Source organism: Brevibacillus sp. AF8, assembly GCF_021270385.1.
Classification (GTDB): domain Bacteria; phylum Bacillota; class Bacilli; order Brevibacillales; family Brevibacillaceae; genus Brevibacillus.
The window spans coordinates 522,808-537,518 of the sequence record NZ_JAGQDN010000002.1; the positions used below are offsets into that span (position 1 = coordinate 522,808).

The 14,711-nt window shown below is 47.5% G+C and carries 12 protein-coding genes; 9 read left to right on the top strand and 3 right to left on the bottom strand.

The features are described 5' to 3' along the window. The first annotated feature begins 31 nt into the window (after window positions 1-31). The 3 genes from KB186_RS05780 to KB186_RS05790 all read left to right on the top strand — a co-directional run bounded on the left by KB186_RS05780 (window position 32) and on the right by KB186_RS05790 (window position 4,666). On the top strand, window positions 32-1,777 hold the full coding sequence (locus KB186_RS05780; RefSeq protein ID WP_232773219.1) for an ABC transporter ATP-binding protein: 1,746 nt from the start codon (window positions 32-34) through the stop codon (window positions 1,775-1,777). A gap of 24 nt (window positions 1,778-1,801) precedes the next feature. Beyond that, on the top strand, window positions 1,802-2,584 hold the full coding sequence (locus tag KB186_RS05785; RefSeq protein WP_232773220.1) for a Fe-S oxidoreductase: 783 nt from the start codon (window positions 1,802-1,804) through the stop codon (window positions 2,582-2,584). Between the two features lie 123 nt (window positions 2,585-2,707). Further along, window positions 2,708-4,666 (top strand): EAL domain-containing protein, encoded by a 1,959-nt coding sequence (locus tag KB186_RS05790; RefSeq protein WP_232773221.1) that lies wholly within the window; start codon window positions 2,708-2,710, stop codon window positions 4,664-4,666. Window positions 4,667-4,693: 27 nt separating this feature from the next. Here KB186_RS05790 and KB186_RS05795 read toward each other — a convergent pair whose 3' ends face one another. The 3 genes from KB186_RS05795 to KB186_RS05805 are packed head-to-tail and all read right to left on the bottom strand — an operon-like array spanning window position 4,694 to window position 9,298. Further along, on the bottom strand, window positions 4,694-4,831 hold the full coding sequence (locus KB186_RS05795) for a hypothetical protein (RefSeq protein WP_173609375.1): 138 nt from the start codon (window positions 4,829-4,831) through the stop codon (window positions 4,694-4,696). A gap of 7 nt (window positions 4,832-4,838) precedes the next feature. Next, window positions 4,839-7,697: a DEAD/DEAH box helicase gene (locus KB186_RS05800; RefSeq protein WP_232773222.1), complete on the bottom strand. Its 2,859-nt coding sequence runs from the start codon at window positions 7,695-7,697 to the stop codon at window positions 4,839-4,841. Further along, the gene (locus KB186_RS05805; protein ID WP_173609373.1) at window positions 7,694-9,298 is read right to left on the bottom strand and encodes an SWIM zinc finger family protein; all 1,605 of its coding nucleotides are present in this window, start codon (window positions 9,296-9,298) and stop codon (window positions 7,694-7,696) included. The genes KB186_RS05800 and KB186_RS05805 overlap by 4 nt, the downstream gene beginning before the upstream one ends. Before the next feature lie 238 nt (window positions 9,299-9,536). On the opposite strand from KB186_RS05805, the gene KB186_RS05810 reads away from it, so the two are divergent. From KB186_RS05810 to KB186_RS05835, 6 genes are all read left to right on the top strand, one after another. Continuing rightward, complete coding sequence (locus KB186_RS05810) at window positions 9,537-10,391, top strand: DMT family transporter (RefSeq protein WP_232773223.1); 855 nt, start codon at window positions 9,537-9,539, stop codon at window positions 10,389-10,391. A 100-nt stretch (window positions 10,392-10,491) separates the two neighbouring features. Then, entirely contained in the window at window positions 10,492-11,376 is an 885-nt protein-coding gene (locus tag KB186_RS05815) for a YitT family protein (protein WP_232773224.1), read from the top strand. A 152-nt stretch (window positions 11,377-11,528) separates the two neighbouring features. Then, entirely contained in the window at window positions 11,529-12,311 is a 783-nt protein-coding gene (locus KB186_RS05820) for an IclR family transcriptional regulator (RefSeq protein ID WP_232773225.1), read from the top strand. 12 nt (window positions 12,312-12,323) lie between these two features. Continuing rightward, complete coding sequence (gene pcp / locus KB186_RS05825) at window positions 12,324-12,971, top strand: pyroglutamyl-peptidase I (protein ID WP_232773226.1); 648 nt, start codon at window positions 12,324-12,326, stop codon at window positions 12,969-12,971. A gap of 16 nt (window positions 12,972-12,987) precedes the next feature. Beyond that, window positions 12,988-13,704 (top strand): 5-oxoprolinase subunit PxpB, encoded by a 717-nt coding sequence (gene pxpB, locus KB186_RS05830; protein WP_232773227.1) that lies wholly within the window; start codon window positions 12,988-12,990, stop codon window positions 13,702-13,704. Further along, window positions 13,701-14,708: a 5-oxoprolinase subunit C family protein gene (locus tag KB186_RS05835; protein ID WP_232773228.1), complete on the top strand. Its 1,008-nt coding sequence runs from the start codon at window positions 13,701-13,703 to the stop codon at window positions 14,706-14,708. The genes pxpB and KB186_RS05835 overlap by 4 nt, the downstream gene beginning before the upstream one ends. The last annotated feature ends 3 nt before the right edge of the window (window positions 14,709-14,711 follow it).

The following is a 14,711-nucleotide window of genomic DNA, read 5'->3' on the forward strand; positions in this document are numbered from 1 at the left end:
ATGTTGTTCTTGAGAGAGGAGTGCTGCTTCAATGCTTCGCAGATTTTTTTCTTACTATCGGCCTTATCGTGGATTATTCATCCTCGACTTCACGTGTGCAGTTTTTGTTGCTTTGTTGGAGTTGGGATTTCCGCTTGCAGTGAACATGGTTGTCGATCAATTACTTCCAAGCAAGGATTGGAACATGATCGTATGGGCGTGCATTGGCCTTTTGGCTTTGTATGGTCTCAACGCCGGGATGAACTATGTCGTCACGTACTGGGGACATATGCTTGGAATTAACATCGAGACGGATATGCGTAAGAAGCTGTACGACCATATTCAAAAGCTCTCTTTCCGCTTTTTCGATAATACCAAGACGGGGCATCTGCTATCTCGCCTAACGAATGACTTGATGGAGATCGGGGAGGTCGCTCACCACGGTCCGGAAGATTTGTTTATCGCCGTGATGACGCTGATTGGTGCTTTTCTTTTGATGTTCAATATTAATGAAGAAATGGCGCTGCTTACGTTTTTGGTGATTCCGCTCTTGATATTCTTCGTTGTTCACTTCAACCGCAAGATGACGGGTGCGTTCCATCGTCTGTACGGCGACATGGCGGATTTCAACGCACGTGTTGAGGATAACGTAGGCGGAATGCGTGTGGTACAGGCTTTTGCCAATGAGAAATTTGAAAACAAAAGATTTGCAGAGAACAACCAGCGTTTCCGTATCACCAAGCTGTTGTCCTACAAAATCATGGCCCAAAATATTTCCGTCAGTTACGTGCTGATGCGCTTAGTCAATTTGTTCGTCTTGATTTGCGGCAGCTGGTTTGTTATTCAAGGTGAACTGACCTACGGTGAATTTGTCGCTTTCTTGCTGTTAACGAATGTATTTTTCCGTCCGTTGGAGAAAATTAATGCGATTATCGAGAGCTATCCAAAAGGGATTGCCGGTTTTAAGCGCTACATCGAAATCATGGACACAGCACCGGATATTGCGGATGCTCCGGATGCCATCCAGGTAGAGTCGTTGAAGGGCGATATCTCGTACAAGAATGTTTCGTTTAGCTACGACCAAGAGTCTTCTGTTTTGCAAAACATTGATTTGAACATCCGGGCGGGCGAGACCATTGCATTTGTAGGCCCTTCTGGAGCAGGAAAAACCACGCTGTGCAGCCTCTTGCCGAGATTTTATGAGATCGACGGAGGCAGCATCACCATCGATGGAATGGACATTCGCGAAATCACGTTAGCGTCATTGCGCAGCCAAATCGGGATCGTTCAGCAAGATGTGTTCCTCTTTTCAGGGACGATTCGCGAAAATATCGTGTACGGAAAACTAAATGCTTCAGAGGAGGAGATCTGGGAGGCAGCGCGTCTGGCTAAACTAGAAGAGTTTATCCGTTCTCAGCCCGCTGGTCTGGAGACGATCATTGGTGAACGCGGAGTCAAATTGTCCGGTGGTCAAAAACAAAGACTGGCGATTGCGCGCATGTTCTTGAAAAACCCGCCGATCCTGATTTTGGATGAAGCTACCTCTGCACTCGATACCGAAACGGAGGCGGCGATCCAGCAGTCCTTGCAGGAACTGTCCAAAGGACGTACGACATTGGTGATCGCGCACAGATTGGCTACCATTAAAAATGCAGATCGCATTATCGTTGTAACGGAACAAGGCATTACGGAGCAAGGAAGTCATGATCAGCTCTTGGCCCGTGAAGGCATCTATAGCAGACTGTATAAGGCGCAGTTCGGCACATACCTTGATCAGTCAAACAGCGTTTTTTCTTGATAAGGAATAGAGAGGGAGATCGTGATGCTAGAATGGGATGACGATTTTATTGCACAACGGTTTGATATTTCTTCAAAACCGAGACCCAATGCCTTATTTTCGATGAAGGCAAGAGATTTGGTAGACCTGAAACATATGAATGAGCTTGTACAAATCTATGCGCCGCTAATCAAGGCACATGAGCTGACTGCTGCTGGTACTTACATCAGCAGTTGGCTCACGAGCCCTTCACTCGGTCTTTTGTACATGATCTCTGTCTGGAACCGTGCACTTACAATGACGCTGGATAATATGACGATTGAATTGTTTTACGAGGATGACTATCCGCAATTCGTCTTTGTGATCCCGGCATATGAGATCGTAGAAGCGCCTACCAGCGAAGCAGAACGCGCAATCTGGCTCGAGGAATGCTATCGTGCGTATTTCCAAGACTTCCTGCATCCGTTGCTCACGACTCTTGCAAAGGTAACAGGAAACCCGGAAGCGATGCTTTGGGGACAGTTCCCAACCAAGTTCAATTACTATACAGATGTTTTTGTGGCGTTGGTAGAACAGGATAGCGTCAAGCAACAAGTGAAGGCTGATTACGATGTTCTCTGTAATCAGCTGGAAGGCGAGAGCTTTGGATTGCCAAAAAATCCGTTTCGCGTGAAAGTGCGCTGGATCGAGGATATGCGTGACCCCAAAGCGAAAGTGCGGATCAAGAATCAATGCTGTTTGTACTATAAGACGGGGGAGCAAAAGTATTGCTATACCTGTCCGCGGATAAAAGAAGAAGAGCGCGCTCTGATGAGAATTCATACGTAGCGGCCCCTCCCTTTGCGGAGGGTTTTTTCTATACATCGTCGACGTATGGACATGGGCTAGCCTCTTCCTATAAAGTAGAGTCAAGGATAAAGTTAGAAAAATCAGAATGATTTCCAGGAAGGCGTGGTTCGTATACAGAAAATGAACCAAAAGGAACTGGATCGCTACGTTCGTGATTTTCAGCAAGCAGTTGTCGAGCAGCAACTGAGCTTGTATTATCAGCCACTCTACCACCTGAGAACAGGCAAAATAATCGGAGCAGAAGCTCTGGTAAGATGGAACCATCATCAAAAAGGGCTGCTGCCCCCGGAATGGATATTGTTGTTAGCAGAAAAGAGCGGGTTGATTCTATTGGTAGAGGAATGGGTAATCAGAACGGCTTGCCAGCAGAACAAAGCTTGGCAGGACGCTGGACTACCACCGCTTGTGACATGTGTGAATCTATCATCCTCTACCTTGGAATCGGACCAGGTGGGTAGCAGGATTCAAGCGATCTTAGATGAAACAAACCTGCAGCCTCACTATTTGGAGCTGGAATTTACCGAGGATTCGACCAGAGATGGGGAGCGTACCATCGAGATTTTAGCAGAACTAAAAAGAATCGGTGTGAAAATTAGCCTGGATGATTTTGGGAAGGGCTATAGCAGCATTCAACATCTATCCCGCTTTGCCATGAACAAACTAAAAATCGATCAATCCTGTGTGAGGGAATGTATGAGCGATGTCACACAGGCGACCGTTATTAAAACTGTCATGGCGATGGCACGAAGTCTAGGCGTGCAAGTAACGGCAGAAGGTGTAGAGACGCAAGAGCAACTGGATTTTCTTTGGCAGCTTGGTTGTGATTCTGCTCAAGGATTTTGGTTTAGTGAGCCCATGCCTGCCGAAGATCTGGCTCGTGTGTTGAAGCGTGAGGAAAGGTTTAGGAACAGTGCTTTTCTATTACTCAATGGTGGACAGCACCGAGCTCTTGATCCATACGAAGTGGACCATAGTGAGCGAGGAGACGTTCTTCGCAAGCAACAACCTGTGACCGAATCACCCTATCGATTGATCGCAGAAAACTTGTCGGATATTATCGTGATCATCAACAGTCAGGGGATGATCACGTATATTTCGCCAGCCGTTCAATCTGTCATGGCAATTGCTCCTGATGAAGTCGTGAATCGACACCTGCTAGCTGTACTACCGCTGGAAACGGGCAGGCTTGTTATGCAAACGATTCGTCAGATCACGATGGAGAAGCAGCCTCGTCTCATTACATTTAGTTGCCCGGACCGGAATGGCAAAAAGATCACGCTGGAGGCAAAAGGCACCCCGGTTATTCGTGAAGGTCATGAGACGAACCAAGTCATCTTTATTATTCGAAATCACACGAAGCACGTGCAAACAGAAGAGTTTTTACAAAAGATAGACAAGCTATCCGTCATTGGGCAAATGGCTGCCGGGGTTGCGCACGAAATACGAAACCCGGTAACTTCCATCAAAGGCTTCGTCCAATTGCTTCGTCGAGACCAATGGAAGCGGGAATACTTTGATATTATGCAGGCTGAATTTCACCAATTAGAGAGTGTCCTGCGAGAATACGTCTTTTTATCAAGAGAGTGCACAGAACCGTACGAATCACAAAATCTAACGGATTTGCTGCGGCAAGTTACACGATTCATGCAAGCAAAGCTAGAGCGTCATCATTTGATGCTGGATGTCAAGGAAGTGGAAGGGACTAGGATTTGGTGCGATCAGAATCAAATTCAACAGCTTTTCATGAACCTTCTGTCGAACTCCGTTGAGTCGATGCAGGATGGTGGGACGATTCGCATCGTGGCAAGGCATAAAAAAAGTGAGCAAGTGATGATTAAAATTATTGATCAAGGCTGCGGTATGGCGGAAGAACGGTTGAAACGATTAGGGGAGCCTTTTTATAGCACAAAAGAAAAGGGGACCGGGCTAGGACTTATGATTTGTTATAAAATCATGCAAGCACACGACGGGTACATCCATTTTTCAAGTACCCCGAATAAAGGAACGACAGTGGAGATTTCCTTTCCACTTGGAAAATCAAACCCAAGGCTCGATCCATAACGTGATCAGGCCTTGGGTTTTTCTCACTTAGTCTTTCTTTGTTTGGTTATCGGAAAATTGTTGTTGAACGGCTTCCAAAAAACGCAGCCATGCCTCGGGCAGCTTAGGCTCTTCTGTAGGGCGGCGCATAGTGGAATTGCTATCGTTTTGATTCGCTCGCTCCATTCTCCATCTATCCTTTCGTGTCTAGCCAATCATGCCGCAGGGTGAACAAGTCCCGCAGTTCTTCCGTGGATAGCTCCGTGATCCAGCTTTCGCCCGTCCCGACAATTTGCTGGCTCAACGATAGCTTTCTCTCCATCATCTCATCAATACGTTCCTCAATTGTCCCGAGCGAGATGAATTTGTAGACGTGAACATTGCGCTGTTGTCCTATGCGATGAGCACGGTCAGTGGCCTGATTTTCTACCGCAGGATTCCACCAGCGATCTACGTGAATGACGTGGTTGGCTTCCGTCAAATTCAAGCCAGTTCCACCCGCACGCAAGGAAAGGATGAAGATGGCCCCGCGTTCCTCGTCCGGAAGTGTCGAGTCTTGAAAACGAGCGATCATCTCATCGCGTTTTTCTTTCTTTGTGGCTCCATTTAGGAAGTAGACAGGTCCATAGCCTTCTCGCGTCAGCACTCGTTGAAGCAAATTGCCCATTTCGATGTATTGGGTAAAAATCAGACAACGCTCTTTCTTTTGGCGAATATCCTCTACCAATTCCAACAGTCTTTCCAATTTGTGCGAGCGACTGGCTTCATCTGTTGTTGCGATTTCATTCAAAATGAGGGCAGGATGGTCACACAATTGTTTGAGACGTGTCAGTGTCGTCAGAATCAGACCGCGCCGTTCCATAGGTGAAGCTTTTTCCATACGATCAAACATATCTTGAATCGCGGTCTCATAAAGTGCGCCTTGCTCGGTAGTCAGCGGTACATATTCCTTGCTCTCATTCTTGTCTGGCAAATCGAGCTGAATGTTCGGATCGGTTTTCACCCGACGGAGCAGGAAAGGCTGAATGAGTCGTTGCACTTGATTGATGAGCTGCTGGTCTTGGTCTCGTTCGATGGGATGGACAAAACGCTGGGTAAATTCCCCGAGACTTCCCAGGTAGCCAGGATTCAAGAAGTCGAAAATGGACCAGAGCTCACTCAGGCGATTTTCGATCGGAGTGCCTGTGAGAGCGATCCTGTGCCATGCTTTCAAATCGCGCACAGCGGATGCTTGCTTTGTATAGGCGTTTTTAATATTTTGCGCCTCGTCGAGACATATCGTATCCCATGTAACCATTCCTAGCTCCTGCTCATCCAAATGGGACAGAGCGTAGGAGGTAATGACCAGATCCGCTCCCTTGATCGCTGGCAAAAACGCCTCCTTCTTTTGACGATCATTGCCATAGTGAATCATTACGTGAAGAGAAGGAGCGAAACGCTTCAGCTCTTTTTGCCAGTTTCCTATGACGGAGGTCGGGCAAATTAAGAGAGAAGGAGTACTGGCTGGGCCATGTTGTTTGACATGAAGCAAATACGTAATAAATTGAACCGTTTTCCCCAATCCCATGTCATCGGCCAGACAAGCTCCCAACCCAAAGCGGCGTAAAAAGAACAGCCACGAACTGCCCTCTAGCTGATAATTGCGCAACGTCCCGTGAAAAGTAGATGGCTGCTCCATAATCGGGATGCGCTTCGTTTCTTGCAATTGATTCAACAGCTCTCGCAAATGCTGGTTTAGCTGAACTTCAACCGTTAGGGAAGTATCGAAATCGTACTCATCCTCGGGTAGCTCCTCAACCTCTACAGTGGGGGCGAGGTGCATTCTCATGACATCGCGAAGGGACATGCCGTTTTTCGCTTGGTTTTTCTTGAGCGCTTCCTGCAGCTGCAAGAATAGATCGGGAGTCAATTGCACCCAATGCCCGCGAATTTTCAACAGGCGCTGCTTTTGTTTAATGAGTTCCTCAAATTCCTCTTCGCTGAGCTCTACAGGTCCCAAGGCGAGCTTCCATTCAAAATCCATGAGCTGGGAGACACCTAGGAACGACTGTCTGCTAGCCCCGACAGAGGTTGTAATCTTGGCTTTTAGCTTCGGTTTTACCCGACGCACTTGTTCCCACCATGCTGGCAAAAAGACGTGAATACCAGCTTGCACCAACTGCAAACTGCTCGATGTCAAAAAGATCCATGCTTGCTCGTTCGTCAGTCGGGTGAGAAAACGGCTTTGATTTTTCTGGGTGTCTTTTTGCCAAGGAAGAATCTCTTTGCATTTGGCTAGGTCCGTGAGAAAACGATTCCAGTGCTCACGCCAGTCAGCAGGGATGCGAGCGGTGGCTACTCCCTCAGCCGTCAACTGGTGTGGCTCAATGAGGAATAACTGATCGGGCTCTTCACGATTTTGCAAATACACTTGGAGTTGCCAGTCATTGGGGTGCTCCTCGGCCTCAACGATTTGCAAGCATGTGCGAAACGGTGTCGTATCTGGCAGCCAGCCTATCGATTGCAACCATTCCTGTTCCTGCAGGTGTGGAGAAAGCTCGGCGCCCATGACGTAAAGAGCCGGATATTGCGTCAATAGCTGCTCCCACATTCGTCCAATCTCGCCAGTACCTTGCAAGGATTCCTCCACGATGAACGAAAGCCACCTGTGTCCGTACTCTGGCAAATCGGCGGGAGTGTGCAGGGCTCTCCAGCCGATTTGCCCTTTTTTCCAAGAAGTAAAATCAGGGGCAATGGCGCCTTGTGCGAGTGTATCGCGGATCATTCCCGCAACATGCGCAAATTGTTCAAATGGCGTGCTGACTGAATAGGTCCGATGCAAAAGCCACTGAGGGGAGACAAAAAAGGAGAGGGCCTTGGCAGGGCTGAGCAATACGCCATGCTCGTTTTTATCCAGGAAGGTTCCGTAATAGGATGCCTCATCCCACGCAAAAAGTGTTCCTGCCAATTCTTCTGGATCGACCACTGTTCCTTGCGTGTCTTTACCAGTAATCAAGAATTGTCCGTCTGCCAAAAGCTCTCCGTCTAGAACCAATGTAGTGACGGTCTTCATAAGTTGAAATTTCCTCTCCTTAGCTCTTCTTGAAAAGCACGTAACCGATTATGTTTGGCAGATAATTGTTCCACGTATCGTTCCCAGCGCGCATCTTGGTTTGCTCTGTTGTAAATCGTCCTTACCCTTTTCATGAGCTTGATGGCTTCTTTGTAGGCCGTTCGGTTCCGTTCCGCAATCAGTCTGTTCACCTCACGCAAATAAAAAGGGAAGAGCAGTGTCGGCTCGGCTTCCTCGATTTCTTTTACCTGCATGATCGAGATATCTGCCATGGGGACTTGAAACGACATTTGCAAATCAATCCATTGCTGAAACTGTCGTTCTTCATATAAATAAGCGGCATATTCGTGATAACTGCTCGGCAAGAATTGCTTCAGCTTGGCGCCACACTCGGCTGATCGGCCCACTTGGTCCATTGCTTCCTGCCAAATGGCGATAACGAGTCGGTATTGTTGTGTCTCGGCTTGACCGATTAAGGTCGTCAACGAGGCAGTCCAATCGAGAAATCGCTGCCATTCTCCATTGCGAGCGAATGATTTCATATAGGACAAGTAGAAGGAGAGGTTCAAGCGGCTCATTCTTTTCCAGATTTGTAGAGCAGCTTCGTCCTCCTTTTCCATCACATGAAAGTGGGCACGGAGCAGCAGACCTTTTTCCTTTTCGGCGGCAGAACTGTTTTCATCGTTGATCAGCTGATCCAATACATGGATCTCCTCTTGCATCCACTCTGGCTTTTTCAATAGCATCCACCATAACATTTGATAGGCGAATACCCAGTAGAGGGAAGTAGCTTCGTTTTCTTTCAATTCCTTTGTCAGTTGAAGAGTATCTTCGATGGCATCCTGGTGGTCAACCAAAAGAGCAGGGATGTCTGCAAAGTACAATGTCCCTTCTAATTGATCCAATAACCGCTCGGCGGTCTGAACCAAATCGAGAAACCAGTATGATTGGCGGTACGTTTTGACGTATTGTGTAAGCTTCATGAGATGAAACAGATTGGCATGAATGACAAAGAGTTGCGCCCGATCCTTCGGCCATGAGGCAGCAACACTCAGCACATTTTGATAGCTCGATAATAACTCAGAGGAAGCCCGATACGATTCCATTGCCGCAAACAAGTTGCGTGTCCAGCTCTCAAAAAATGCCCACCATTCTTTGACGGAGCTGTTCGCGTTTAGCGGAGAGGAAACAGACGCTGTATCCTGTTGAGCAGGAGCGGTATGGCTGTATTTATAAGTAGGAATCAGCAGATGAGGAGAAAAAGTAGCTCGTCTTGGTTGTTGGGAGCGGGTCAAAAATGTACGAGGATTCTCGAACACACTGTACATCTGAAAAAATGTAGCAGCAATATGCTTGCAAATGCGCGAATAAGGGCAGGTGCAAGTACTGTTTTGAACCGTTTCCATATCGAGGCGAACATGATACACCTCGGAGCCTTGAACATCACTCGTCAAATATTGGCCTTGTTCTACGCGTGTATTGAAGACGACGCCATCTGAAAAGTACGTATAGCCCCGTTCAATGATGTGTCCTTCGACGGCAATTAGGATTTGCTCGCCTAGCTGTATCGCTTGTTCCCGAGTCAACTCTCTTTGCAACATGTAGTAAGATCCTCCGAACGAAGTGTCATCCCTCCATTATAACCCAAAATGCGGAGAATGGAAAAAGATGCGTGTGTTTGAGAGCATCAATAAATGGTTTTGGGCGATAAGCAGAAACAATACTTAATTTTTGCAAAGACTGGGTGTATACTGTACACGTCGAATGAAAAACAATTAAACGCAATGTGTTTTATTGTCTTTAGTTGTATTTGTACAACAACAGAGAGAAGGGGCATACATGCTATCGATTTCGATTCTGCTCGTACTATCGTCTGGCCTTGCGCACGCAGTCTGGAACCTTTTCACGAAAAAAAGTGAGAACAAAATGGCTTTTCTATGGTTGATTACATTGCCAACAACCGTGATCCTCTTACCTGTTCTCATTTGGGAATTGATACACGTACAACTGACATGGACTTTAGGTCTTTTTCTGTTTCTGTCCTTTTTCTTTCAAGGATGCTATACCTTATTGATTTCAAAGGCGTATACATACGGGGATATCTCACAGGTTTACCCCATCATGAGGGGGACGGGGACGCTTCTCATTCCGTTTTTTAGCGCGATTTTCTTTCAAGAGTATTTATCTGTACCGGGATGGCTGGGCGTCATTTGCATCGTGATCGGAGTCTTTGCCATCAGCGGGATGATTGGCACAGATCGTCAGGCACAACCAGTGAATCCGCTCGCCCTGCGATACGCTGTTGCTGTTGGACTATGCATTACAGGGTATACGTTGACCGACAAGCAAATCGTCCAACAATTATCTCCATTCGCTTTATTGGAAATAACGAACTTTGCCTGCCTGATTGTCGCAGGGGTCTTCGTTTGGAAGAAGGGACTCATTCGCCGTGAGTGGCAAAAAAACTGGCGAACGATTGTGCTGGGTGCTGTCCTGTCTCCAGGTTCGTATCTGCTGTTTTTGTTTGCCATGACATTGGCACCGCTGGCAGCCATTGCACCCATTCGTGAGGTAAGTACGGTTTTTGGTACGCTGCTCGGGGTCTTCTTGTTAAAGGAGCGACAACGCGTATGGCGTCTGTCCATGTCTTTGATGATCACGATAGGCATTATTTCCATTGCCCTTTGGGGGTAAAGGATGATAAAGAGTCGGCTGGGAGGAATTCTGGCTGGCTATTTTTTTTGCTACCAGGGAAAGATGAAGGGGTAAGTAAAAACGGCTAAGGATGATCAAAATGGATGCAAAAACGGTTGCACCGATCACTCATAAACGAACGAAAAAAAGAAGGATCGCACTGAGAGCTCTTGGAATCATCATTGGAGCTCTGTTGGTGGCAGTCGGACTGGAAATCTTTCTGGTTCCCAACAACATCATTGACGGTGGTGTAACCGGTGTTTCCATTATGGCATCAAAGCTGACAGGAGGATCACTCGGAATATTTTTATTCCTTTTTAACCTGCCCTTTTTACTTATTGGCTACAAGCAAATTGGCAAGACATTCGCCATCTCTACGCTGTTCGGTGTCGTCGTGATGTCCCTGGGGACGAGCTACCTTCATCATGTTCCCGGCTTGACGGACGATTTGCTTCTCTCTGCTGTTTTTGGGGGGATCATTATCGGAATCGGTGTGGGACTTGTCATTCGCGCGGGCGGTTCCTTGGATGGAACGGAAATTGTTGCGATCCTGATGACGAGGAAAAGTCCGTTTTCAGTCGGCGAAATGGTCATGTTTTTTAACATTTTTATTCTAGGCAGTGCCGGCTTCATATTTGGATGGGATCGGGCCATGTACTCGTTAATTGCTTATTACATCGCTTATAAAATGATCGATATTACGATGGTCGGACTCGAACAATCCAGATCAGTATGGATTATCAGTGATTATCCAGTCGAAATTGGCGATGCGTTAACGGCGAGACTGGGGAGGGGAATTACCTATTTGAATGGAGAAGGTGGCTACTCCGGGGACGTCAAAAAAGTCATTTTCTGTGTCATCACCCGATTGGAAGAAGCGAAGCTGAAATCCATCGTGGAGGAAATCGATTCCTCTGCATTTTTGGCAATCGGTCATATTCACGATGTTTCTGGTGGACGGTTTAAGAAAAAGAATATTCATTAGCCAACGAGTATGGCCCCCTTTTCCAATTAAGTGAACGGCGAGAAGGGGGTTAAAAATGTATTGACCGTAATGACAGAATTATTCTACGATTATCTTATACCAAAATACAAAATATCATTCCGTATTTTGGGACGATAAAGTGGTGATGAAAAATGGGAAAAACAGCAAACCGCAGTGTGTTGAAAACGCTGGAGTTTTTAGAGTATTTCATCGATAACAGCGAATTGAGTCTGGCGGAACTCGTGGAATTGTCTCAAATGCCGAAAAGCACGGTATTTCGGATCATCCAGACCCTTGAAATGCGCGGTTTCGTCGCCAAAACAACGAGCCATCAACCGCCCAAGTACCAATTGGGCTTGAAGCTACTCGAATTTGGAAACATCGTGGCACAGCGATTGGAGATCAGAAAACTCGCGCTTCCGTACATGCTGCAATTACGTGATAGCGTCGAGGAAGCAGTCAATTTGATTATTCGGGATCAAGATGAAGGAGTTTACATTGAAAAAGTGGATACACGTGGGTACGTGCGGGTTTATACCCAGGTAGGGCGAAGGGCGCCTCTGTATGCCGGAGCGTGCCCGCGCATTTTGTTATCGTTCATGCCAAATGAGGAAATTACCGCTTTCTTGAAGCGGGTTGAATGGAAAAAGATCGCTCCAGGTACCAATACGGATGAACACCTGTTGTGGAAATGGATACAAGATGCGCGTGAGAGGGGTTATACCGTGAGCTACGGTGAACTGGAGCCTGATTCAGCGGCCTTGGCAGTCCCCATTCGTGATTATACGGGACAAGTTATTGCTGGATTGAGCTTAGCTGGCGCTTCTTCGCGTTTTACGGAGGAGCGATTGGGATATTTGGTCCAGGAGACGAAAGCGGCGGCGAAAAGCATCATGGGTCAACTGGGATATACGGAATCGATCACAGATAAATAGGAGGAGTACGACATGAAGACGGTTTTGGTAACGGGATTTGATCCTTTTGGGGGGGAGTCCGTCAATCCAGCATGGGAGTCGGTAAAAGAGCTAGGAAAGATCGAGTCTGCACATTATCAAGTGGAAATACGTCAAATCGCTACTGTCTTTGATAAGTCGATCGAGCAGCTTTATGCAGCGATTGAGGAAACGAAGCCGGACATCGTGCTTTGCATTGGACAAGCAGGCGGACGGGTCGATATTGCTGTCGAGCGCGTTGCGATTAATGTGAACGATGCTCGTATTCCAGACAATGAAGGAAATCAGCCCATCGATACGCCGATTCGGGAAAATGGACCTGTTGCGTACTGGTCTACCTTGCCTATCAAGGCCATCGTCCATGAATTACGAAAACAAGGGGTACCCGCATCCGTTTCACAAACGGCCGGAACCTACGTGTGCAATCATCTTTTTTATGGTTTGATGCATTATCTAGCCGAATATCACGCATCAACTCGAGGGGGATTCATTCATATTCCTTATCTGCCTGAGCAGGCTGCAAGGCTGGCCGAACAGCCAAGCATGGCGCTGGAAACGATTGTGAAAGGGTTGCAAATCGCAATCGAGGCAACGATTTCGCATGAGCAGGATATGGTTGTGGGTGGCGGACAAATCAGCTGATCAAGAGGGGAAACGAATGAAGAACTACGAATTCTCTCCACTTGGTGATTCAGGTGTGATTGTCAAGCTTGGGGAAGTGATTGATCAAAGGACGCATGAGATTGTCGTGATGTTCACGGATTTTCTTCTGGAGAATCCTTTTCCGGGAATGCTGGAGATTGTCCCCGGTTTTACCACCATCACGGTTTATTATGATCCAATTATTCTCGCACAGCAGTTTCCACATGACCTGATGCCTTATGAGAGCGTCCTTTCTATCCTTGACAGAATGTTCCAGGAGCTCACTGTCACAGGCAAGGCTGAGCCTAGGCTTGTTGAGATTCCGGTTTGCTATGGCGGAAGCTTTGGGCCGGATTTGGACAACGTTGCTCAGCAGAACAGTCTCACGCGAGAGGAAGTCATTGCGATCCATTCATCTGCCGAATATTTGGTTTACATGATCGGATTTGCCCCCGGTTTTCCGTATCTTGGGGGAATGGACGAGCGTTTGGCGACCCCACGCCGCTCTTCACCTCGTCTCTCGATTCCAAAAGGCAGTGTAGGGATTGGCGGTGCGCAAACAGGTATTTACTCAATCGAGACGCCGGGAGGATGGCAAATAATCGGAAGAACACCACTCAGTCTATTCCAACCAACCGAGAGTCAGCCGAGTCTTTTGCGTGCCGGAGACAAAGTTCGTTTTCGTCCGATCTCCGAACAGGAGTATGAGGCTGGGAAGAAGGTGTTTCGATGAGCATAGAGGTTGTATCGCCAGGGCTTTGTACAACCGTGCAGGACTGGGGCAGGTACGGCTATCAGCGGCACGGTGTCAATGTAGGTGGTGCGATGGATGCACTTGCCGTACAGATGGCCAATATGCTGGTAGGCAATCATCGAGATGAGGCAGTTCTGGAGTTAACGATGAAGGGACCGACACTCTTGTTCCAAAAGGACATGCTGATTGCGATCTGTGGTGGCGATCTCAGTCCAACTATCAACAAAAAAACAGTCAAGTCCAATCGAGCAGTCTGGGTAAGAAGCGGAAGCATTTTGCAGTTCAGCCATGCGAAAAAAGGCTGTCGTGCTTATCTCGCTGTTGCTGGTGGTTGGGATGTGCCAATCGTGATGGGGAGCCGCAGCACGAATCTGCGAGCGGGATTTGGGGGATTGGCAGGCAGAATGCTGCAAGCAGGTGATAGACTCGAGCACAACCCGCAAAGCTCATTCAGTTTGTATCTAGCAAAGCAATTGGAACAAAAAGCAGGAGACGAAGCTTTTTCCGATACGGATTGGTTTATTCCTGCCAGTCATTTTGCACAATGTCAGGAAAGTATCGTTCGGGTCATGCGTGGGGATCAGTTCGACGATTTCACAGCAGAGAGCCGTCAGCGCTTTTTCGATCAGGCTTTTCAGGTATCTCCTCAATCAGATCGGATGGGGTATCGTTTGACGGGATCGACTCTTGCCCTTACGTCTCCACTAGAGTTGATATCTGCTGCTGTCACGATGGGAACGATTCAGGTTCCTCCAGACGGTCAGCCGATCATTCTCATGGCAGACAGACAAACAATCGGCGGATATCCCAAGATCGGGTATGTGGCGACTGTGGATTTGCCGATCATCGCTCAGTTGCGACCGGGAGAAACGATGCGTTTTCAAGAAATTTCTCTACAGGATGCGCAGCGGGCATTGTACGAACGAGAGCGGACCCTAAATGAGATCCAATTGGGAATCAAACTGACTGTAGGGTGGAGGTAATAC